The sequence below is a fragment of the Actinomycetospora sp. ABD4_176 genome, from assembly GCF_056311855.1.
Genome location: NZ_CM149974.1, coordinates 1,966,052 through 1,987,458 on the forward strand (window position 1 = coordinate 1,966,052; position 21,407 = coordinate 1,987,458).

Here is a 21,407-nt window from a genome sequence, read left to right on the forward strand (position 1 = left end):
ACGCTACGGAGTCGCCGTCAGCCCGTCGACCGCGCCCCGTGACCGGGCTCGGCCGGGAGATCCGCGTCGCTGCTGTCGGGAGTGCTGTCGAGGGTGCTGTGGAGAGGCTCGTCGAGGCCGTCGCCGACCGGGACGTCCTCGTCCTCCTCGCGCGGCTTGCGGTACGGGTCCGCCTCGCCGGCGTAGGAGGCGCCGACGGCCAGCGTCGCGACCTCGGCGTCGGCGCGCCGGACGCCCTCGAGCAGCTCGTCGAGGCGCGCGGCACCCTCGGGCACCGCGTCCGGGACGAACTCGAGGGTGGGCGTGAACCGCACCCCGGTCTGCCGGCCGACGGCGGTGCGCAGCACGCCGCGCGCGCTGGCCAGCGCGGCCGCCGACCCGGTGCGCTCGGCGTCGTCGCCGTAGACGGTGTAGAAGACCGTGGCCTCGCGGAGGTCGGCGGTCACGCGGGTGTCGGTGATCGTGACCATCGCCAGGCGCGGGTCCTTGACCTCGTGCTCCAGCGTCGAGGCGACGATCTGGGAGATCCGCTTGGCGAGCCTGCGGGCCCGTGGCGCGTCGGCCATGGCGCGGTCCCTCCTCGGTCGAAGTAGCTAGTCGTCGTGCGGACCCAACCAGCGGGTCCGCGCGGAGAGCAGCTGGAACTCCGGGTGGGAGGCCACCAGCCGCTCGCAGTGGTCGAGCACGTCGGTGACGTGCTCGGGATCGGCCGCGACCGCCGCGACCCCGATCAGGGCGCGGCGGTGGAGGTCGAGGTGACCGGCCTCGGCCACCGACACGGCGAACTTCCTCCGGATCTCGGCGACGACCGGGCGCACCACGGAGCGCTTCTCCTTGATGCTCCCGACGTCGCCGAGCAGCAGGTCGAGCTCGAGGGCGCCGACGTACACGTCAGCGCCCTCGAGCGATCAGGGACCTCACTCGCGCGGCTTCTCCCGCATCTCGTAGGTCATGATCTTGTCGTCGACCTTGATGTCGTTGAACGACCCGAGCGTCAGACCGCACTCGTAGCCGTCGCGGACCTCGGTCGCGTCGTCCTTGAACCTCTTCAGCGAGTTCACCGTGAGGTTCTCGGCGACGACCGCACCGTCGCGGACCAGGCGCGCCTTGCCGTTGCGCCGGATGATCCCCTCGGTGACCAGGCAGCCGGCGATCGTGCCGACGCGCGAGGAGCGGAAGACCTCGCGCACCTCCGCGGTGCCGAGCTCGACCTCCTCGTAGATCGGCTTGAGCATGCCCTTGAGGGCCTGCTCGATCTCGTCGATCGCCTGGTAGATCACCGAGTAGTAGCGGATGTCGATGCCCTCGCGGGTGGCCAGCTCCGTGGCCTTGCCCTCGGCCCGGACGTTGAAGCCCAGGACGATGACGTCGGAGGCGATCGCGAGGTTGATGTCGCCCTCGGTGATCGCACCGACACCGCGGTGCAGCACCCGCAGCTGGACCTCCTCGCCCACGTCGATCTTCATGAGCGCGTCCTCGAGGGCCTCGACGGTCCCCGAGTTGTCACCCTTGATGATCAGGTTGAGCTCGTTGGTCTCCTTCAGCGCGGCGTCGAGGTCCTCGAGGCTGACGCGCTTGCGGCGGCTCGCGAGCTGCGCGTTGCGCTCGCGGGCACGACGCCGGTCGGCGATCTGCCGGGCCACGCGGTCCTCGTCGACGACGAGGAACGTGTCGCCGGCGCCGGGCACGGACGTGAAGCCGATGACCTGCACCGGGCGGGAGGGCAGCGCCTCCTTCACGTCCTCGCCGAACTCGTCGAGCATCCGCCGGACGCGGCCCGACGCGTCGCCCGCGACGACGGAGTCGCCGACGCGCAGCGTGCCGCGCTGGACCAGCACCGTCGCCACCGGACCGCGGCCGCGGTCGAGGTGCGCCTCGATCGCGACACCCTGGGCCTCCATGTCCGGGTTGGCCCGGAGGTCCAGGGAGGCGTCCGCGGTGAGCAGGACGGCCTCGAGCAGCCCCTCGATGTTGATGTTCTCGCGGGCCGAGATCTCGACGAACATCGTCTCGCCGCCGTACTCCTCGGCCACGAGCCCGTACTCGGTGAGCTGCTGGCGGATCTTGTCCGGGTTCGCGCCCTCCTTGTCGATCTTGTTGACCGCCACGACGATCGGCACGTCGGCCGCCTGCGCGTGGTTGATCGCCTCGATCGTCTGGGGCATGACGCCGTCGTCGGCCGCGACCACGATCACCGCGATGTCCGTGGACTTCGCCCCGCGGGCACGCATGGCGGTGAACGCCTCGTGACCCGGGGTGTCGATGAAGGTGATCTTCCGGTCGACGCCCTCGAGCTCCGTGTCGACCTGGTACGCGCCGATGTGCTGGGTGATGCCACCCGCCTCGCCCTCGGCCACCCGCGTCTTGCGGATGGTGTCGAGGAGGCGCGTCTTGCCGTGGTCGACGTGACCCATGACCGTGACGACCGGCGGGCGGGCCTCGAGGTCCTCCTCGCCGCCCTCGTCGGAGCCGTAGCTGATCGAGAACGACTCGAGCAGCTCGCGGTCCTCCTCCTCGGGGGACACGACCTGGACGTCGTAGTTCATCTCGCCGCCGAGCAGCTCGAGCACGTCGTCCGACACCGACTGGGTCGCGGTGACCATCTCACCGAGGTGGAACAGCACCTGGACCAGCGAGGCCGGGTTCGCGTCGATCTTCTCCGCGAAGTCGGTCAGCGACGCGCCGCGCGGCAGCCGGACGGTCTCGCCCTTGCCCTTCGGCAGGCGGACGCCGCCGACCGACGGCGCCTGCATGTTGTCGAACTCCTGGCGCTTCTGCCGCTTCGACTTGCGCCCACGACGCGCGGGACCGCCGGGACGCCCGAAGGCACCCGCGGCACCGCCGCCACGACCACGGCCACCGGGACCGCCGGGACGGCCACCGCCGCCACCGCGGAACCCGCCGCCGCCGCCCGCGGGCGCGCCGGCACCGCCGCCGCCACCGGGACGGAAGCCGCCGCCACCGGGACGGCCGCCACCGGGGCCGCCACGACCGCCGCCGGGGCCGCCACGGCCGCCGCCGGGGCCACCGGGCCCACCGCGTCCGGGCGGGCCGGACGGGCGGGACGGCATCATGCCGGGGTTCGGGCGCGGGGGCATGTTGCCCGGCGTCGCCGAACCGCCGCCGCCCGTGCCGCCGGGACGCGGCGGACGCTCCGCGGCGGCCGGACGCTCGCCGTCGCGCGGCGGGCGCGGCGCCGGGGCGTCACCGTCACGCGGCGGACGCGGGCCACCCTGCCCTGGCTGGCCCGGCTGGGGGCGCTGCGGGCGGGGCGGGGCACCGGAACCGACGCCGAAGGGGTTGTTGCCGACGCGCGGCGTCTTCGGCCCCGGCTTGGGGGCCGACGGGCGCGGCGCGACGGTCGACGCATCGCCGGCCGGGGAGCCGCCCTGGGCGGCCGCCGCGGCCTGGCCGTCCTGCGCGGCCGCCGGACGCTGCTGCGGGCCGGGACGCGGCGCCTGCCCGTCACGGCCGCCCTGGCGCTGGTCGCCGCCGCGCTCCGAGGAGCGCTCGCCACCGGGACGCGGGATGCCGCCGGGACGGGCACGGTCGCCACCGGGGCGCGGACGGTCGCCGCCCGGACGCGGGCCCTGCGGGGTCTGGCCGCCGGGACGGTCCGACCGCTCGGGCCGCTCGGGCCGCTCGGGCCGCTCGGAGCGCTCCGGACGCTCGTCGCGCTCCGGACGCTCGGTGCGCTCGGCCGGGGCCGCGGGCGCCGACGCGGCGGACGCCGCCGCCGGCGCGGACTGGCCCTGACGGTCGCCCGGACGGGCGCCGGGGCGCGGACCGGGACGCGGGGCGCCACCGGTCGAGCCGGCCGAGCCGCTGCCGCCGCCGCTGCCGCCGCCGTCGCCCGCCGGCGCGGGGCCGGGACGCGGGCCGGGGGTCGCCCCGGGGCGCGGGGCACCGCCGGACGAGCCCGACGGACCGGGCCTGGGTGCGCCACCGGCCCGCGGGCCGGGGGTGGCGCCGGGGCGCGGCTGACGGCCGGAGCCGTTGCCGCCGCCGGACATGGAGTCGCGCAGCTTGCGCGCGACGGGGGCCTCCACCGTCGAGGACGCCGACTTGACGAACTCGCCGAGGGACTCCAACTGGGTGAGTACCTGCTTGCTGGTGACGCCGAGCTCCTTGGCGAGCTCGTGCACCCGGGCCTTACCTGCCACTGATCTCCTCATCCTCGAGGTCAGCGGGGGGCCCGCGACCTCGTCTCCTACGCCTGCGCCTTCATCGGGAGGGCTTCACGGCTGGCTCATGGGGGTCGACCTGCTTCCTCGTACGCACGCGACGGTCGTCGCGCCTGTCGTGCCCGGCGGGTGTGACGGCGGAGTCCGGATCGAGCAGCGCGCGCAGGGCTCCGGTGTCGAGCGGCCCCGGGACGCGCAGTGCGCGGGGGAACGCCGACCGGCGCTCCGCGCGGGTCAGGCAGTCCGGGTCGGGGTGCACCCACGCACCGCGACCGGGCTTCCGATGTCGCGGGTCGGGATCGGCGATCCCGTCCGCGGCCACCACCCGCAGGAGTTCCGACGCCGAGGCCCGCGAACGACAGCCGATGCAGGTGCGCACCGGGCCCCGACCGCCTGGACGGTCACGTTCCGGCGCCACCCCACGACCGGGCTCGCGGGTTCGGGCCACCGGTCACTCTACCGCGCCGCTCGACGACTGCTCGACCCCGCCACCGCGCACACCCACGCCGCCGGTGCCGCCGTTGCCGCCGTTGCCATCGACACCCTCGGCACCGTCGGCATCCTCGTCCTCCTCCGGGATCGCCTCGGCGTCCGAGCGGATGTCGATGCGCCAGCCCGTGAGGCGTGCGGCCAGGCGGGCGTTCTGGCCCTCCTTGCCGATGGCCAGCGAGAGCTGGAAGTCCGGCACCACGACCCGGGCCGTGCGGGCCTTGGGGTCGACGACGGTCACCGAGACGACCTTCGACGGCGAGAGGGCGTTGCCCACGAACTCGGCGGGGTCGTCGGCCCAGTCGATGATGTCGATCTTCTCGCCGTTGAGCTCGCTCATGACGCCGCGCACCCGCGCCCCCATCGGACCGATGCAGGCGCCCTTCGCCCCGAGGCCGTCGACCTTCGACCGCACCGCGATCTTGGTCCGGTGCCCGGCCTCCCGGGCCACCGCGACGATCTCGACGTGGCCCGCGGCGATCTCCGGGACCTCGAACGCGAACAGCTTGCGCACCAGGTTCGGATGGGTCCGCGAGAGCGTGACCTGCACGCCCCGCGCGCCGCGGTTGACCCCGACGACGTAGCAGCGGAGGCGGGCCCCGTGCTCGTAGCGCTCGCCCGGCACCTGCTCGGCGGCCGGCAGCACGCCCTCGATCGAGCCGATCTCCACGACCACCACGCCGCGGGCGTTGGCCCGCGCGTCGCGCTGGACGACGCCGGCGACGACCTCGCCCTCCTTGGCGGAGAACTCGCCGAAGGTGCGCTCGTGCTCCGCGTCGCGGAGGCGCTGCACCACGATCTGGCGCGCCGTCGACGCGGCGATACGTCCGAAACCCTCGGGGGTGTCGTCGTATTCCCCGACGACCTCGCCGTCCTGGTCGGTCTCGGGCACGAGGACGGCGACGGCGCCGCTCTTGCGGTCGACCTCCACGCGGGCGCGGGGGTTCTCGCCGCCGTTCTGCTTGTAGGCGGTGAGCAGCGCGGTCTCGATCGCGGAGAGCACGGTCTCGAACGGGATCTCCTTGTCCCGCTCGATGGCGCGCAGCGCGGCGATGTCGACCTTCACGACCGGTCCTCCTGTCCGTCCTGCGCGTCCTGCCCGTCGTGGGCCCGCTGGGTGTCCGGGTCCCCGCCGGCCGCGACCACGAGGGCCTCGACCTCGGCGGGCGGCGCCGGCTTGAACTCGACCTCGACCACGGCCCGGCGTACGTCCGCCAGCGGCAGCCGGTGCAGCACCGGCCCCTTCGGGGTGCCCTCGGCCAGGGTCACCGTCGCGCCGTCCGGCCCGCCGTCGGCCCCCTCCTCCGACGCGCCGACCGGACCGACCCGCGCGCTGAGCGTGCCGCCGTCGGTCCGCGTGACCGCGACCTTGCGCAACCACGCCCGCCGCCAGTGGTGCGGGCGGGTGAGCGGGCGGTCCGTGCCCGGCGTCGTCACCTCGAGCGTGTACTCGCCCTCGAGGGTCCCCTCGCCGCCGTCCTGGTCCATCGCGTCGAAGAGCGCCGACAGCTCGCGGCTCACGCCGGCGACGGCGTCGAGACCGGGCCCGGGCGCGGGCGGGTCGTGCGGGCCGGGGACGTCGGCGGTGTCCACCACCACACGCACGACCTGGCGCCGGCCGGCCGGGCGCACCTCGAGGTCGTCGAGCACGAAGCCGGCCGCCTCGACGACCTCGACGACGGCCGGGCGCAGGCGCTCGGCGGCGGCACCACCACCGCCCCCACCGGCGGGTGCGGGGGACGTCCCACGGGACAACGGGGCTCCTCACGAGCGGGTCCGCCGCGGGCGGCACGGTCGCCGCAGGATTCTCTGACGGCGACACCGGGCGCAGCGGACGGGACGGGCGGGCCGGGATGCCGGCGCGCGGTGGTCCAGCCTAGCGCTCGGCCGACCGGGGCCCGCCGCGCCGCCGGGCTCCCGGGTGACCTCGTGGTCCCGCCCCGGCGGTGTCGTCCCGGCGGTGTCGTCCCGGCGGTGTCGTCCCGGCCGACCGGCCCGCGGCTGGCAGACTGGCCGGCCGTGGTCGCCGTCGACGAGGAAGCCCGCCCCGGCCCGCCGCGACGCACGGTGCTGCAGGGCGCGGGGCTGCTGATCGCGCTGACCGGCGTCGCGGGCCTCACGGGACTGTCCGCCGCGGGCTGCGCCGCCCCCGACGGCCCCGACGAGCTCGAGGGCCCGCTCGGCGCCGCCCGCGCCGACGCCGCCGCCGCGAGCGCCGCGGCCGCCGCCTTCCCCGGCCTCGCCGACCGCCTGACACCGCTGGCCGACGCCCGCCGCGCGCACGCCGACGCCCTCGCCGCCGAGATCCGCCGCGCCCGCCCCGACCGCGCGCCCGCCGTCGACGCCCCGCCCCCGGCCGCCCCCGCCCCGGCGAGCGCCGCCGCCGCGGTGGCCGCGCTGCGCGGCTCGCTCGGCTCCGCCCGGGACGGCGCCGGGGCGGTCGCGCTGACCACGGCGTCGTACCGCTGCGGCCTGCTCATCTCGGTCGCGGCGAGCTGCGCCGGCCTCGTGGCGGTGCTCGGGTGACGCCCTCCCCCGCGCCCGCGCCGCCCCCGCTCGACGACGACCTCCGGGACGCCGTGCTCGCCGCCCTGGGCACCGAGCACGCCGCGGTGTGGGTCTACGGGCTCGTGTCGGCGTTCCTGCCGCCCGGCACGGCGCCGGCGGTCGCGGCCGCCGCGCTGGCCCACCGGGAGCGCCGCGACGCCGTCGTCGCCCTCCTCGCGCGCGCCGGCGAGGCCGCGCCCCCGGCGGCCGCGGCCTACCGCCCGCCGTCGCCGGTCACCGACGCGGCCTCGGCCGCCGCGCTCGCCGCCGTCGCGGAGGAAGACGTGGCCGCCGCGTGGCGGGCGGTCGCCGAGCGCACGGAGCCCGACACCGGCGGCGAGCTGCGCCGCCTCGCGCTGGACGCGCTGACCGCGGCGGCGACGACCTCGGTCACCTGGCGCGGCCTGGCCGGCCGGACCCCGCTCGTGCCGGCCTTCCCCGGGGACGGCTCGGCGACCTGATCAGCGCCCTGATCAGCGCAGGGCCAATCCCGCGCGGGAGATGCGGTCGAGGGCCTCGCCGTCGGTGAAGTCCGGGTCGATGCCGTCGGCCTCGGACACCACGACGCGGTCGCCGAGCTGCGCCGACGCGTAGCCCTGCCCCGACAGCGCCGGCGGGGCGCCCGGGTAGCCGCGCTGCTCGCGGATGAGGTCGGAGACGTTCCCGGTGCCGTTGCTGTCGACCAGCGAGCGGAACGCGGTCGCGGTGGTCGTGTCGGGCATCTGCACGGTCGCGACGGCCACGACCACCTCCTGCCCCTCGGCGAACCCGGACCACAGGGACCGGTCGAGGTGCAGGCACCCGCGCTCGCGCAGGAAGTTGGCGGCCTGGCCGTAGGCGTGGCCCTCGCAGGAGACGTCGGTGGTCGCCACCTGGCGGGTGAAAGTGACGCCGTCGACGACGCGGGTCGCGGCGGGGTCGGCGAACGGGTCGCCGCCGGTCGCCGCCCGCCCGACGAGGACCGCGAGGGCCAGGGCGACGAGGAAGGCCGCGACGGCGGCGACGGTCAGCCCCCGCCAGCCCCAGACCCACTCGGGCATCCGGCGCCCGGAGCGCCCGCCGGCGGAGCGCGCGGCCCGGGCGGCCCGGCCGGCGCGCGCGAGGCTCCCGATGCCGCCCGCCGCGCGCGGGCCGGAGGAGCCCGGGGTGGAGGCCGGGATGGACGCCGGGGTGGACGCCGGGGTGGGCGGGGAAGGGTCGTCGACCGGCAGCCGGCCGGTGCGTGGCAGCGAGGGGCGTCCGTCGGGGGGCACGGAGCCCGATGGGCCCGAGGAGCTCGAGGGGCTCGAGGCGCTCGGGGCGTCCGTCCCGGGCGCCACCTGGGCGGGCACCGGCGTCGTCTCGGGCGCGGCGCCGGCGTGCAGGACGGGTGTCTCGGGGGCGAGGAAGCCGGCCTCGGCGAGGCGGTCGTCCCCGGGCAGGTGGTCGCCGAGCCGGAAGGCGACGAGCAGGCGGCGCAGGTCGTCGACGTCGAGGACGCGGAAGGAGCCGACGGGCGCGGTCAGCGCCCCCCGGCTGGCGGCGACGCCGCTCTCCTCCTCCTCGCCGACGGTCGGGAGGATCCGTCGGGGCGCCCCGCAGGGCGGGTCGGGCAGGCCGAGCAGGCGGTCGAGCTCGTCGGCGACCTGGGCGGCCGTCGGCCCGCCGGTGCGGGAGAGGCCGGTCGGCGGGGTGTCGGGGCCGCGGCCCCCGCCCGCGACGACCGACTCGCGCGCGGCCTCGCGCTCGCCCGCGGGCAGCGGGGCGAGGCCGAGGACGCCGTCGGGGCGCACCACGAGCGCGTCGAGGGGGCCGTCGGGTCCGCCCGGCAGCGCCACGGCGACGCCGGGCACCGGGGCGGCCCGCTCCGCCTCCTCGAGCAGGGCGCGCGCCCGCGCCACCCGCTCCGGAGCGATACCGAGGCGGGGATCGGGGGCCAGGACCAGCATCCGATCCTCCACGTTCGGGGGACATGGACCGCGCTCAACGTAGCCGAGAGGGTCACGATCCGATCACGACCCCCGCCGGACTCAGCGGGACAACCGCCGCCGCTCGCCCAGCCGCGCGACGAACGGGACGGCGACCCGTGCCAGCCCCGGCAGCGCCGCCGAAGTGCGCTGCAGGGCCGCGCGCCAGCCGGGCACGGTACGCAACGCCCGCCGCGACCCGAGCATCGCCATGCCCGCGTCGACGACCTCGTCCACCGACAGCAGCCGCGTGCCGGTGAACAGCAGGGCCGCGCTCGGCCGATGGGCGACGTTGCTGACCAGCGAGGTGTCCACGACGTCGGGGCACAGCGCCCGCACGCGCAGGGGGCGGCGCGCCGCGGCGAGCTCGATGTCCAGCGCCTGCGAGTAGCTCAGCGCGGCGGCCTTGCTGGCGCCGTAGGTCGCGAACCCGGGCGTCGGGCCGAGGCCCGAGAGCGAGACGACGTTGAGCACGTCGCCGCGGCGCATGACCGACACCGCCGCCCGGCACCCGTTGACCAGGCCGATGGTGTTGATCTCGAAGGTCGAGGCGACGTCCTCGTCGGAGGCCTCCCAGGCCGGCGCCGTCGACAGCACCCCGGCGTTGTTCACCCAGACGGTGACGTCGCCGAGGTCCGCGGCGGCCAGCGCGACCGCGCGGTGCGCCGAGGCGTCGCGCACGTCGAGGGGCATGGCCGTCGCGGGCCCGTCGAGGGCCTCGGCGGTGGCCCGCGCGGCGTCGGCGTCGACGTCGGTGACGACGAGGTGGTGGCCGCGCGCCGAGAGCGCGGCGGCCAGGCCGGCGCCGATCCCGCGGCCCGCGCCGGTCACGACCGCGACAGCCACACGTCCTTGTCCGGAGTCCGGGTGCACGGCGGCATTCTGGACCGTCCGTCGCCGCGCCCGGCGCCTACCCTGGTCGCCCGTGTACAGCGAGGAGATCGAGGTCCGCACCGGCGACCGGGAGACCGTCCGCGACATCACCGCAGAATGCCGCCGCTTCGTCGAGGGCGCGGGGTCGCACGACGGGCTGCTCCACGTGTTCGTGCCGCACGCGACGGCCGGGGTGGCGATCATCGAGACCGGCGCGGGCAGCGACCACGACCTGCTCGCGCAGCTCCGCGAGATCCTGCCCGCCGACGACCGCTGGTCGCACCGCCACGGCTCGGCGGGCCACGGCCGCGACCACGTGCTGCCCGCGCTCGTGGCGCCGTCGATGTCGGTGCCGGTGCTCGGCGGGACGATGACGCTGGGCACCTGGCAGTCGGTGTGCCTGGTCGACACCAACGGCGACAACCCCGCCCGCCGGGTCCGCCTGAGCCTGCTCGCGGGTTAGTCGCCGCAGCGCTCGGCGAGGCCCTCGGCGCTGGTCGCGTGGTCGAGGGCGAGCGCGGCGGCGCCGTGCAGGGCGCCGTCGTCGCCGTGCACCGCGTCGAGCACGGGCACCGGGTGGTCGCGGCGGAAGGCCATGAGCGCGCCGGTGTAGGCGTCGTCGAAGCCCGGCGCGGCCCGCAGCCCGCGGGCGAGGCCGCCGAGCACGACGACGTCCGGGTCGTGGACGTGGACGACGCCGGCGACGCCCCGCGCGAGCGCCGCCGCGGCCACCCCGACCGCGTCGGCCGCCGCCGCGTCCCCGCCCGCCGCCCGCGCGAGGACGCCCTCGGCGTAGGAGCGCGGGTCGTCGGGAGCGGGGTCGCCGAGCCGGCGGGCCAGGGCGCGTCCGTCGACCTCGGGACCCCAGCAGCCGGCGGCCCCGCAGGCGCAGCGGCGCGCCGGGTCGCCGAAGGGCAGGTGCCCGTACTCCCCCGCCGCGCCGCGCGCGCCCAGGTGCGGGTGTCCGTCGAGCAGCAGCGTCCCGCCGAGCCCGACCTCGACGGTCAGGTAGACCGCCGTCGCCGCCCCCGCGGCCGCGCCCGTGCGGGCCTCGGCGACCCCGGCGAGCGTGGCGTCGTTGCCGACGCGCAGCGGGACCGGTCCCGGCCCGAGGCAGGCCGTGACCGAGCCCAGGTCGACCGCCTCCCACGACAGCTCCGTGGCGCGCACCAGGCCGTCGCCGGACACCGGCGCCGGCGCGGCGAGCCCGACCGCGACGGCGCGGTGGCCCCCGGCGACCGAGGTGACGGCGCCGCGCAGCGCGGCGGTGACCCGGGCGGGGTCGCGGTCGTGGCGGGCGCCGACGACGCCGGTGACCTCACCGTCGAGCCCGGCCAGACCCACCCGCCAGTCCTCGTGCCGCAGGTCCACCGTGACCACCCGGGGGCCGTCAGGGGCGGGCTCGAGCGTGGTGGTGGGTCGGCCGCGGCCCGACACCGGCGCGCGGTGCTCGCATACCCAGCCCGTCCCCCGCAGCCGTGTGACCGTCTCGGTGACCGACGCGCTCGACAGCGCGAGCCGGCGGGCGAGCTCGACACGGGTCAGCCCCGGGGTGCGCCGGACCTCCGCGAGGACCTCGGCACTGGTACGCCAGCGGTCGACGCGGGCGCGACCGGGCTCACGTCCCGTCTCCGTTGACGCGGTCATGCCCCCGATTATGCTCGGAGAGCGAGAATATTCAACGCTCCCCGAGAGGACCCGCCGTGGTGATGCCCGCCGAGGCGCCCCACCGGACGACGAACCGGTTCGCCGCCGTGCTGCTGGACATGGACGGCACCCTCGTCGACTCCGACGCCGCCGTCGAGCGCTCCTGGCGCACCTGGGCGCGTCGCTGGGGCGCCGACCCCGCCGCCGTCCTCGCCGTGATGACCGGGCACCCCGCCGAGGCCACCGTGCGCCGCGTGCGCCCGGACCTCGACGAGGCCCTCGTCGCCGCCGCGACCCGCGACCACCTCGAGCACGAGTACGTCGACCTCGCCGACGTCGTCGCCGCGCCGGGCGCGCACGAGCTCGTGGCACTGCTCGAGGAGACCCTGACGCCCTGGGCGGTCGTCACGAGCGCCGATACCCGCCTCGCCCGCGCCCGCCTCGGCGCCGCCGGCCTCGAGTACCCCGTCCTGGTGCCCCGCGACATGGTCGCGCGGGGCAAGCCCGACCCCGAGGGCTACCTGCGCGCCGCGGACTTCCTCGGCGTCGACGTCGCCGACTGCCTCGTCGTCGAGGACTCCGCCGTGGGCGTCGCCGCCGGCCGCGCCGCGGGTGCGGTCGTCGCCGGCCTGCGCGGCCAGCCCGCCGACCTCGCCGTCGCCACCCTGCACGACATCCCGGCCCTGCTCGCCCAGGAGGTGACCGTGTGACCCCGCCGACCTCGACCGACGCTCCGGAGACCGCCCCGCCGGCCCCGCAGCATCCCGCTCAGCAGGCCCCGCAGCAGGCCCCCGCCCGCTCCTCGCGCGTCCCCGCCGGGGTCAGCCTCGCCGCCCTGTCCCTGGGCGGCCTGGCCATCGGCACCACCGAGTTCGCGAGCATGGGCGTGCTGCCCGGCTTCGCCGCCGACCTGGGCGTGTCGGTGCCCGCGGCCGGCGCGGCCATCAGCGCCTACGCCCTCGGCGTGGTCGTCGGCGCGCCGCTGATCGCCCTGCTCGGCGCGCGGTGGCCCCGCAAGCAGCTGGTCGTCGCCCTGGCCGTGTTCCTGGTCGTGGCGAACGCGCTCTCGGCGATCGCGCCGTCGTTCGTCCCGTTCGTGGGCCTGCGCTTCCTCGCCGGCCTGCCCCACGGCGCCTACTTCGGCACCGCCGCCGTCCTCGGTGCCGCGCTCGTGCCACCGGAGCGCCGCGCCCGCGCGCTGGCGACGGTGATGCTCGGGCTGACGATCGCCAACATCGTCGGCGTGCCCGCCGCGACCTGGCTCGGCGAGACCCTGGGCTGGCGCAGCGCCTACGTCGCGGTCACCGCGATCGCGCTGGTCACCGTGCTCGCCGTCGTCACGCTCGTGCCGAACCCCCGGGAGGCCGGGGGTGGCAGCATCGCCGGCGAGCTCACGGCCCTGCGGCGCCCGCAGGTCTGGCTCACGCTGGGCGTCATCGCCGCCGGCTTCGGCGGGCTCTTCGCTGTCTACAGCTACATCAACCCGATCCTCACCACCCAGGCGGAGGTGTCGGCGACGACCGTCCCGCTCATGCTCGGCGCCCTCGGGGTCGGCATGACCGTCGGCAACGTCGCCGGCGGGCGGTTCGCCGAGCGGGCGCCGCGGGCGACGATCGCGGTCGCGCTGGTGGTGTACTCGGCGGTGCTGGTCGGGTTCGTGTTCGCCGCGCACGACGCGGTCGCCGCGACGATCGGCCTCTTCGCGCTGGGCTTCGTCGGGATGTCGGCCGGACCGGCCCTCATGGGGCGGCTCATCGACTTCGCCGCCGAGGGCCCGTCGCTGGCCGCCGCGAGCTTCCACTCCGCCTTCAACGTCGCCAACGCCGTCGGCGCCGCGATCGGCGGGCTCGTGCTCGCCGCGGGCCTCGGCTACGACGCCCCCGCCGCCGTCGGCGCCGCGCTGCCGCTGATCGGCCTCGTCGTGCTGGCGGTGTCGGTCGGGCTGGAGCGCCGCACGGCGGCCCGATAGGTGCTGGTCACTGGCTGATATCGCTCGCTCAGCGAGCGACAGCAGCCGGTCACCGCGCTGTGCGGGAGGGGGAGTGGCCGGACCGGTGTCGACGTCGAGGCGAGCGAGCCACGCTCGCCACCGACGAGGCTCACCAACCGTCGCGTCGGGTCGGTCGTGCCGGGACGGCCGTAGCCTGCGGGCCGTGGGTCCCTCCGGCGGTGTGCGAAGACCTGTCGCGCCGCCGGACGCGGCCGTGGACCGCGACTGGCTGTTCGGGGCCTTCGCGGCGACGTTCGCCGCGGCGCTGATCCTCGACCAGCTGTGGTGGGGCGGCTTCGAGGTGGCCTCGCTGCACGCCCTGGTCGTGGCCTCCGCGGTCGTGGTGCTGTGCCGGCCCCGCTCGGTGGGTGCCCTGGCGGCCATGTTCGGCGTCGAGGTCGTCGCCGTGGCCCGCGACCTCCCCGTCGTCGGGACCCACCGCCTGCTGCTGCTGATCGTGGCGGGAACGGTGCTGGCGTCGATCGCCTCGTCGGCCCTGCGCGAGCGCCGGCTCCCCGCACCCGGCGAGGTGTTCGCCGTCGTCGCGCCCTTCCTGCGCGTCGCGCTGGTCGTCGTGTACGCGTTCGCCGCGCTCGCGAAGCTCAACGCCACGTTCCTGGACCCGGCCACGAGCTGCGCCACGCCGATGGTCCTCGGACTGCTCGGGGCGGCCGCGCCCGCCGCCGTCACCGCCCTCGCCCCGGTGGGCACCGCGGTCGTCGAGGCAGCGCTCGCGGTCCTGCTCGCCGTCCCCCGGACCCGCCCGGCCGGGCTCCTCCTCGGCCTCGGCTTCCACGCCGTGCTCGCGGTGTCCGGCAACGTGCCGTTCACCGGTGTCGCGCTGGCCCTCTACGTCGCGTTCCTCCCGACGGGCGCCGGCGAGCGTCTCCGCGCCGCGTGCGCCCGCGTCCCGCGCGGGTGGCTCGGCGCCCTCCCGGCCGTCGTGATCGGGGTCTGGCTGGTCGGCGCGCTCGCCGGACCGTCCCAGGACGCTCCGGGCCTGAGCGGGGTCCCGTCGGCGGCGGTGTCCCCGACGGTCCGGGTGCTCGCCCAGGTCGTCGCGCTCGCGCTTACGGGCGCGGGGGCGGCTCTGGTGATCGCGACCCGTCGCGGGGCGCCCGGGCGCTCGCGCCTGACCCCGGTCCTGGCCGCCGGGGCCGCGGTGCTGGTGCTCAACGGGCTCGCGCCCTACCTCGGGCTCAAGACCGACACGTCCTTCGAGATGTTCAGCGGCCTGCGGACCGAGCCCGGCGCCTGGAACAGCCTCGTCGTGCCGGAGTCCGTCCGGGTGTTCGGCTACCAGGACCAGGCGCTCACCGTGCTGCCGAGCGGGACCCGGACGCTGCGGTTCGAGGTGGAGCGCTTCCTGCGGGCGCACCCCGGTGCCGTGGTCACCGTCCTCGACGGCACGGCGGCGCCGCGCACCGTGGGACCGCTCCCGCCGGGGCCGACGACGGCCGAGCGGATCGCGCTCTTCCGGCCGCTGGTCCCGCCGGGAGCTCCCCGCTGCTGAGCGTCAGGCCCGCCCGGCGAGCTCCGCGACGACGTCGTCGACGGGGACCTCGCGACGCTGCCCCGACGCCCGGTCGGTGACCTCGACGACGCCGGTCGCCAGCCCCCGCCCGACGGTGAGGGTCGTCGGCATCCCGAGCAGCTCGGCGTCGGCGAACTTCACGCCGGGTGAGGCCTTGCGGTCGTCGAGCAGGACGTCGAGGCCGGCGTCGGCCAGCCCGGCCGCGATCCGGTCGGCCGCCTCGGCCTGGGCGGGGTCCTTGCCGGCGATGACGACGTGCACCGCGTAGGGCGCGACCTCGGCGGGCCACACCAGGCCCTTGGCGTCCGCGTGCTGCTCGGTGATCGCCGCGACCGCCCGGGTCACCCCGACGCCGTACGAGCCCATCGTCACCGTCGCGGGCTTGCCGTCGGCACCGAGGGCGCTGAGCCCCAGCGCCTCCGCGTACTTGCGCCCGAGCTGGAAGATGTGGCCCATCTCGATGCCGCGCGCGGCGACCAGCGGGCCGCCGCCGTCGGGCGAGGGGTCGCCCTCGCGGACCTCGGCGGCCTCGATCGTGCCGTCCGGGGTGAAGTCGCGGCCGGCGACGAGGTCGACGACGTGGCGGCCGTGCTCGTCGGCGCCGGTGACCCAGGCGGTGCCGGTGACGATGCGGGGGTCGACGAGGTAGCGCACGCCGTTCTTCGCGAGCCCGACAGGGCCGATGTAGCCCTTGGTGAGGAACGGGTTCGCGGCGAAGTCGGCGTCCTCGAGCAGGGCCACCTCGGCGGGCGAGACCGCGGCCTCGAGGCGCTTCATGTCGACCTCGCGGTCGCCGGGCACGCCCACCCCGAGCAGCGTCCACTCCGCCGCGCCGGGCAGGCGGGTCTTGACCATGACGTTCTTGAGCGTGTCCGCCGCGGTGAACGTGCGGCCCAGCCCGAGGGTGTTGACGTGGTCGACGAGCGTCTCGATGGTCGGCGTGTCCGGGGTGTCGTACACGACCGCCTCGGGCTTGGCCGCGATCGACTGCTCGGGCGGCGCCGGCGTCGTCACGGCCTCGACGTTGGCGGCGAAGCCCGTCGCGGGGCAGCGCACGTAGGTGTCCTCGCCGGCCTCGCAGGGCGCCAGGAACTCCTCCGACGCCGAGCCGCCCATCGCGCCCGACATCGCCGACACGATCTGCACGTCGAGCCCGAGCCGGGCGAAGATCCGCTGGTACGCCGCGCGGTGCTGCGCGTACGACTCGGCCAGGCCCTCGTCGGTGAGGTCGAACGAGTACGAGTCCTTCATCGTGAACTCGCGGCCCCGCAGGATGCCCGCGCGGGGGCGCTCCTCGTCGCGGTACTTCGTCTGGACCTGGTAGAGCGTGATCGGGAAGTCGCGGTACGAGCTGGTCTCCCCCTTGACCATGAGGGTGAACAGCTCCTCGTGCGTCGGCCCGAGCAGGTAGTCCGCCTTCTTGCGGTCCTTGAGCCGGAAGAGGGTGTCGCCGTACTCCGTCCACCGGCCCGTCGCCTCGTAGGGCTCGCGGGGCAGCAGCGCCGGGAAGTGCACCTCCTGGCCGCCGATCGCGTCCATCTCGTCACGGATGATCTCCTCGACGCGCCGCAGCACCTTCATGCCCAGCGGCAGCCACGAGTAGATGCCCGGCGCCACGCGCCGGACGTAGCCCGCGCGGACGAGCAGCTTGTGGCTGATCACCTCGGCGTCGGCCGGGTCCTCGCGCAGCGTGCGCAGGAACAGCCCGGACATCCGCGTGACCCCTCGTGCCATGTTCCGAGCGTAACGACGTCCCGGAAGGGGGTTGCGCCGGACCTGCGCCGTCCTGTGCTCGCCCGGCGCTAGGCGCCGACCACCACGCTCACCAGGTCGATCGCCAGCCCGACGAGCCACGGGATGATCCAGACGGCGGCCACGGCCAGCGCGGCGACGAGGAAGATCAGGAGCACGCGACGGCGACGACGCTTCCGGTCGGCCCGCGCGGCCTCCCGCGCCGCGGCCTCCCGGCTCGCCGCGTCCCGGGCCACGCCCGGCGCCACCCTCTCGCCCGGCAGCGTCGACACCCGCTCCTCGCGGGCGGCCTGCTCCCGGGCCTCCCGTTCCGCCTGCTCCCGGGCCCGGCGCTCCACCTGCTCGCGGAAACGACGCTCGGCGAACTCGCGGGCCCGGCGCTCGGCCTGCTCCCGCGCGTCACGCTGGGCCTGCTCGCGGGCCCGGCGCTCGGCGTCTTCCCGCGCCTGGCGTTCGGCCTGCTCGCGGGCCTCGCGTTCGGCCTGCTCGCGGGCTTCGCGTTCGGCCTGCTCGCGGGCTTCGCGTTCGGCCTGTTCGCGGGCTTCGCGTTCGGCCTGTTCGCGGGCTTCGCGTTCGGCCTGTTCGCGGGCTTCGCGTTCGGCCTGTTCGCGGGCTTCGCGTTCGGCCTGCTCGCGGGCCTCGCGTTCGGCCTGCTCGCGGGCTTCGCGTTCGGCCTGCTCGCGGGCCTGGCGTTCGGCCTGCTCGCGGGCTTCGCGTTCGGCCTGCTCGCGGGCTTCGCGTTCGGCCTGCTCGCGGGCTTCGCGTTCGGCCTGCTCGCGCGCCTCATGCTCGGCCTTCTCGCGCGCCTCACGCTCGGCGTCCTCGCGGGCGACCGCCGCGGCGTCGTCGACCGACACGCGGGGCTCGGGCGCGAGCGTCACCTCGTCGGGACCGCCCCAGACGTCGGCGCCCATCTCGGCCTCGGTCCGGCGCCACCACCGGGTGCCCACCGCCACGTGCCACCTCCCCTCCGCCGCCGGGGCGCGACGCCGCAGACGGCGTGCACGATCACGGTAGGCGGACGTGCGGTCGGATCCGGCGCGCCGCGCCAGGACACGCGGAGATCTGTCCTCCCCGTCACCCCGGGCGACTCAGGCCAGCCCCAGCACCGCCAGCGTCGTCCGGGCCGCCTCGCCGCCCTCGTCCTCGGCGATGTCGAGGGCGCCGGGGACGTCGAGGTCGTCGAGCAACCGCTCGAGCACGGCGCCCCCGGCGGCGTCGCTCCCGCCGTGCCGGGCCGCGGCCCCGTAGAGCCGCTCCAGGCGCGCCGCGGCGTCGTCGAGCGCGGCGGTGGTGACGTCCCACGGCTGCGCCCACGGCCGGTCGAGCAGCAGCAGGCGCACCGCCGCGGCCGGGTGGGTCTCGAGGAGCTCGCCGACCAGCAGCAGGTTCCCCGCCGACTTGGCCATCTTCTCCCCGTCGACCCGCACCGTCCCCACGTGCAGCCGTGCCCGCGCGAAGGGCGCGACGCCGGTGAGGGCCTCGGCCATGGCGGCCTGCGTGGTGTGGTGGGGGTGGCGCAGGTCGGCGCCGCCGATGTGCAGGTCGACGGCGGGCCCGAGGACGGTCAGGGCCATCGCGGCGCACTCCGCGTGCCACCCCGGCCGCCCGTCGCCCCACGGGCTCGGCCAGGCCGCCTCGCCGGGCTGGGCCGGGCGCCAGACCAGCGCGTCGTCCGGATCGTCGGCGCCGGGCCAGGGCGCCTCGCTCGAGGTGTCGGGGTCCCGGCCGCCGGCGGGTTCCACCGACGGCAGCCGGGACGCCGGGAAGAGCACCGCCCCGTCCCGCTCGTAGGCCGCACCCCGTTCGAGCAGCGCGGCGGCCAGGGCGACGACACCGTCGACGTGGTTGTGCGCGCGGGGCTCGTGCGTCGGCGGGCGGACGCCGAGGGACGCCATGTCGTGGTCGAAGCGGAACTGCCCGACCGCCGCGAAGCTGTCGAACCGCGCCCCGGCCCGCTCGGCCGCGGCGTCGAGGACGTCGTCGACGTCGGTGACGTTGCGACAGCTCACGACCTCGATGCCCGTGCGGCGCAGCACCCGCGCGGCGACGTCGGCCCAGACGAACGTCGACGCGTGACCGAGATGGGTCGTGTCGTACGGCGTGATGCCGCAGACGTAGGCGCGGGCGCGCCCGACCAGCGGCAGGGGCGCGCCGGCGAGGCGGAGCGACGGGGTCACGGGGTCCTCCCGGTGCGCTTGGCCGCGCGGCGCCACTGCACCATCCGCCCGAGGCCCGGGATGGCGAGCAGCAGCACCCCGGCGATCGCGGCGAACAGCAGCCAGATGCCGAGCGGCAGGGTGGCCTCCAGCCCGAGGAACACGACCCGGACCGGGTCGAGGTTCTGGAGGATGAAGATGAGGAGGAACACGAGCACGACGGCGCCGAGGATCAGCCCGATCCAGAAGCCGCCGATGCGTGTGCGTCCCGGCGAGACCCGGGCGCGCGGCCGGGCGGCGGCCGCGCCGTCGGGGATCGTCGGGTACTCCGCCGGTCCCCCGGAGGACGGCGTGGACGGGGGCCCCGACGCCGCCTTCCGGTCGCCGGCGACCTCCGCCCGCGAGATCGCGCCCGTGGCCGGCCTGGTGGGCCCGTCGGCGGGCGACGGCGCACCGTACCGGGGCTCTTCGCTCATGCCCGTCATCTTCGCGCGTCCGCGGCTCCGGCGTGGATCACGGGGTCCGGCGCCACGTCGAGGGACCGGGACCGGACGGCACCGACGGGGGTCAGCGGGCCACCGCGACGGTGACCCCGCGCCCGCGCTGCTTCTCCACCACCAGCACACCCTCGCCGACCTCGCGCGCGGCGAGGACCGCGGCGGCCTCGGCGACGCTGCCGGTGCCGGTCAGGCGGCGCACGACCGGCGAGGGGTGCGGGACGTCGACGGTGTCGAGCTCCCGGGCCGGGTAGGTCCGCAGGGTCCGGCCGGCGGCCACGGCGAGGACGGCGGGCTCCGCGGCGCGGGTGTCGATGGTGGCGACGACGGCGAACCCGTCGAGGTCCAGCGCGTCGACGGCGTCCTGCAGGTGCGCGAGCGGCGTGCCCGGCTCGATCCCGACGCCGAGGACGGTCACCGGCGGGCCGCCCGGCCGGCGTGGCGCAGCCACCGCGCCACGCCGGCCGGACGGCCCGCCGGGTGGGTGTGCAGGTAGGACGCGTGCACCCCGGCCGCGACGAACCCCTCGGGCTCGGCGCCGTCCCAGCGCCACGCCGGGGAGGTCCCGGCGCGCGGGGTGGTGACGGTGCGGTGGAACTCGTGGCCGGTCACGGTCTCGCCCGTGGCGGCGAGCGGGGAGTCGGCGGCGGCAATCGCCGTGCGGTAGCCCAGCGCGAGGCGCGGGCCCATCGCGGCGTCGGCGTCGAGCACCCCGCACATCGGGGCCCCGTCCAGCGACCGCGCGAGGTAGAGCAGCCCGCCGCACTCGGCGTGCACCGGCGCGCCCGACGCCGCGAACGCCCGCACGGCCGCGCGCAGCGGGTCGTTGGCGCTCAGGGCCGCCGCGTGCTCCTCGGGGAACCCGCCGGGCAGCACGAGCCCGGCCGTGCCCGCGGGCAGGGCCTCGTCGTGGGCGGGGTCGACGGTGACGACCTGCGCCCCGCCCGCGGCGAGGAGCTCGGCGTGCTCGGGGTAACCGAAGGTGAAGGCCGCTCCCCCGGCGACGGCGACGATGGGCTCCCCGCCCACCCTGTCGCCGGATACGGGCTCGCCGATCGCGGTGACCGGGTCCCAGGCCGTCGCGGGCGTCGGGGGCGCCGCGCGGGCGAGGGCGGTGACGGCGTCGAGGTCGACGTGGTCGGCGACGAGGCCCGCCATGGCGTCGACGGCGGACCGGGCCGCGACGCCGTGCTCGGCCGCCGTGACGAGGCCCAGGTGGCGGGAGGGGACGGCCAGCTCCGCGTGGCGCGGGAGCACGCCGAGCACCGGCAGCCCGACCTCGGCGCAGGCGGCGCGCAGGACCTCCTCGTGGCGGTTCGACCCGACGCGGTTGAGGATCACCCCGCCGAGACGCAGGCGCGGGTCGAAGTCCCGGAACCCGGCGAGCAGCGCGGCGACCGAGCGGGACTGGCCGCGCGCGTCGACCACCAGCACGACGGGCGCGTCGAGCAGGCGGGCGACGTGCGCGGTGGAGCCGTCGGATTCGGGGTCGCGGCCGATCCGCCCGTCGAAGAGCCCCATCACGCCCTCGACGACGGCCAGCTCCGCGCCCCGCGCGCCGTGCACGACGAGGCCGGGCAGGGTCGCGGGTTCGACGAGGACGGGGTCGAGGTTGCGGCCCGGGCGCCCGGCGGCCAGGGCGTGGTACCCGGGGTCGACGTAGTCGGGGCCGACCTTGAACGGGGCGACGGCGGTGCCGTGGGCGGCCAGCGCGCCGAGCAGGCCGGTGGTCACGGTGGTCTTGCCGCTGCCCGAGGACGGGGCCGCGACGACGACCCGGGGCGGCAGG

General features: G+C 76.9%; 21 protein-coding genes. 6 read left to right on the forward strand and 15 right to left on the reverse strand.

The features are described 5' to 3' along the window. Positions 1-17: 17 nt before the first annotated feature. From rbfA to rimP, 6 genes are all read right to left on the reverse strand, one after another. Positions 18-566, reverse strand: a complete 549-nt coding sequence (gene rbfA, locus ACYX4T_RS09610) for a 30S ribosome-binding factor RbfA (RefSeq protein WP_476014311.1) — start codon at positions 564-566, stop codon at positions 18-20. Positions 567-593: 27 nt separating this feature from the next. Continuing rightward, complete coding sequence (locus ACYX4T_RS09615; protein WP_476014312.1) at positions 594-890, reverse strand: DUF503 domain-containing protein; 297 nt, start codon at positions 888-890, stop codon at positions 594-596. Positions 891-917: 27 nt separating this feature from the next. After that, entirely contained in the window at positions 918-4,163 is a 3,246-nt protein-coding gene (gene infB / locus ACYX4T_RS09620; RefSeq protein WP_476014313.1) for a translation initiation factor IF-2, read from the reverse strand. Between the two features lie 61 nt (positions 4,164-4,224). Beyond that, the gene (locus ACYX4T_RS09625) at positions 4,225-4,632 is read right to left on the reverse strand and encodes a YlxR family protein (RefSeq protein WP_476014314.1); all 408 of its coding nucleotides are present in this window, start codon (positions 4,630-4,632) and stop codon (positions 4,225-4,227) included. 3 nt (positions 4,633-4,635) lie between these two features. Beyond that, positions 4,636-5,739 carry a transcription termination factor NusA gene (gene nusA, locus ACYX4T_RS09630; RefSeq protein ID WP_476014315.1) on the reverse strand — a complete coding sequence of 368 codons (1,104 nt, stop codon included), beginning with the start codon at positions 5,737-5,739 and terminating at the stop codon, positions 4,636-4,638. Continuing rightward, positions 5,736-6,428, reverse strand: coding sequence for a ribosome maturation factor RimP (gene rimP, locus ACYX4T_RS09635; RefSeq protein ID WP_476014316.1), 693 nt, complete (start codon positions 6,426-6,428; stop codon positions 5,736-5,738). Before rimP ends, nusA begins: the two co-directional genes overlap by 4 nt. Before the next feature lie 264 nt (positions 6,429-6,692). Here rimP and ACYX4T_RS09640 point away from each other — a divergent pair, with 264 nt between their 5' ends. Then, positions 6,693-7,199, forward strand: a complete 507-nt coding sequence (locus ACYX4T_RS09640) for a hypothetical protein (protein WP_476014317.1) — start codon at positions 6,693-6,695, stop codon at positions 7,197-7,199. Next, complete coding sequence (locus ACYX4T_RS09645) at positions 7,196-7,681, forward strand: DUF4439 domain-containing protein (RefSeq protein ID WP_476014318.1); 486 nt, start codon at positions 7,196-7,198, stop codon at positions 7,679-7,681. The genes ACYX4T_RS09640 and ACYX4T_RS09645 overlap by 4 nt, the downstream gene beginning before the upstream one ends. A 12-nt stretch (positions 7,682-7,693) precedes the next feature. On the opposite strand, the gene ACYX4T_RS09650 is transcribed toward ACYX4T_RS09645, so the two are convergent. Then, positions 7,694-9,148 (reverse strand): hypothetical protein, encoded by a 1,455-nt coding sequence (locus ACYX4T_RS09650; RefSeq protein WP_476014319.1) that lies wholly within the window; start codon positions 9,146-9,148, stop codon positions 7,694-7,696. An 81-nt stretch (positions 9,149-9,229) separates the two neighbouring features. Then, on the reverse strand, positions 9,230-10,012 hold the full coding sequence (locus tag ACYX4T_RS09655; protein WP_476014320.1) for an SDR family NAD(P)-dependent oxidoreductase: 783 nt from the start codon (positions 10,010-10,012) through the stop codon (positions 9,230-9,232). Between the two features lie 79 nt (positions 10,013-10,091). Here ACYX4T_RS09655 and ACYX4T_RS09660 point away from each other — a divergent pair, with 79 nt between their 5' ends. Next, complete coding sequence (locus tag ACYX4T_RS09660; protein ID WP_476014321.1) at positions 10,092-10,502, forward strand: secondary thiamine-phosphate synthase enzyme YjbQ; 411 nt, start codon at positions 10,092-10,094, stop codon at positions 10,500-10,502. Here ACYX4T_RS09660 and ACYX4T_RS09665 read toward each other — a convergent pair. After that, positions 10,499-11,686 carry an ROK family transcriptional regulator gene (locus ACYX4T_RS09665; RefSeq protein ID WP_476014322.1) on the reverse strand — a complete coding sequence of 396 codons (1,188 nt, stop codon included), beginning with the start codon at positions 11,684-11,686 and terminating at the stop codon, positions 10,499-10,501. The two genes, ACYX4T_RS09660 and ACYX4T_RS09665, sit on opposite strands and share 4 nt — an antisense overlap. A gap of 62 nt (positions 11,687-11,748) precedes the next feature. Here ACYX4T_RS09665 and ACYX4T_RS09670 point away from each other — a divergent pair, with 62 nt between their 5' ends. The 3 genes from ACYX4T_RS09670 (at position 11,749) to ACYX4T_RS09680 (ending at position 15,189) form a co-directional block, all read left to right on the forward strand. Continuing rightward, positions 11,749-12,396, forward strand: coding sequence for an HAD-IA family hydrolase (locus tag ACYX4T_RS09670; protein WP_476015223.1), 648 nt, complete (start codon positions 11,749-11,751; stop codon positions 12,394-12,396). Further along, positions 12,393-13,655 (forward strand): MFS transporter, encoded by a 1,263-nt coding sequence (locus ACYX4T_RS09675; protein WP_476014323.1) that lies wholly within the window; start codon positions 12,393-12,395, stop codon positions 13,653-13,655. The genes ACYX4T_RS09670 and ACYX4T_RS09675 overlap by 4 nt, the downstream gene beginning before the upstream one ends. A 235-nt stretch (positions 13,656-13,890) precedes the next feature. Next, positions 13,891-15,189 (forward strand): hypothetical protein, encoded by a 1,299-nt coding sequence (locus ACYX4T_RS09680; protein WP_476014324.1) that lies wholly within the window; start codon positions 13,891-13,893, stop codon positions 15,187-15,189. A 3-nt stretch (positions 15,190-15,192) separates the two neighbouring features. Here ACYX4T_RS09680 and ACYX4T_RS09685 read toward each other — a convergent pair whose 3' ends face one another. The 6 genes from ACYX4T_RS09685 to ACYX4T_RS09710 form a co-directional block, all read right to left on the reverse strand. Next, positions 15,193-16,944: a proline--tRNA ligase gene (locus tag ACYX4T_RS09685; protein WP_476014325.1), complete on the reverse strand. Its 1,752-nt coding sequence runs from the start codon at positions 16,942-16,944 to the stop codon at positions 15,193-15,195. A 68-nt stretch (positions 16,945-17,012) separates the two neighbouring features. Further along, entirely contained in the window at positions 17,013-17,918 is a 906-nt protein-coding gene (locus ACYX4T_RS09690; RefSeq protein ID WP_476014326.1) for a hypothetical protein, read from the reverse strand. 135 nt (positions 17,919-18,053) lie between these two features. Beyond that, positions 18,054-19,142, reverse strand: coding sequence for a cysteine--tRNA ligase (locus tag ACYX4T_RS09695; protein ID WP_476014327.1), 1,089 nt, complete (start codon positions 19,140-19,142; stop codon positions 18,054-18,056). Next, the gene (locus ACYX4T_RS09700; protein ID WP_476014328.1) at positions 19,139-19,597 is read right to left on the reverse strand and encodes a LapA family protein; all 459 of its coding nucleotides are present in this window, start codon (positions 19,595-19,597) and stop codon (positions 19,139-19,141) included. The genes ACYX4T_RS09695 and ACYX4T_RS09700 overlap by 4 nt, the downstream gene beginning before the upstream one ends. Before the next feature lie 91 nt (positions 19,598-19,688). Next, on the reverse strand, positions 19,689-20,069 hold the full coding sequence (locus tag ACYX4T_RS09705) for a cobalamin biosynthesis protein (protein WP_476014329.1): 381 nt from the start codon (positions 20,067-20,069) through the stop codon (positions 19,689-19,691). Further along, positions 20,033-21,406 carry a cobyrinate a,c-diamide synthase gene (locus tag ACYX4T_RS09710; protein WP_476015224.1) on the reverse strand — a complete coding sequence of 458 codons (1,374 nt, stop codon included), beginning with the start codon at positions 21,404-21,406 and terminating at the stop codon, positions 20,033-20,035. Before ACYX4T_RS09710 ends, ACYX4T_RS09705 begins: the two co-directional genes overlap by 37 nt. Between the last annotated feature and the right edge of the window lies 1 nt (position 21,407).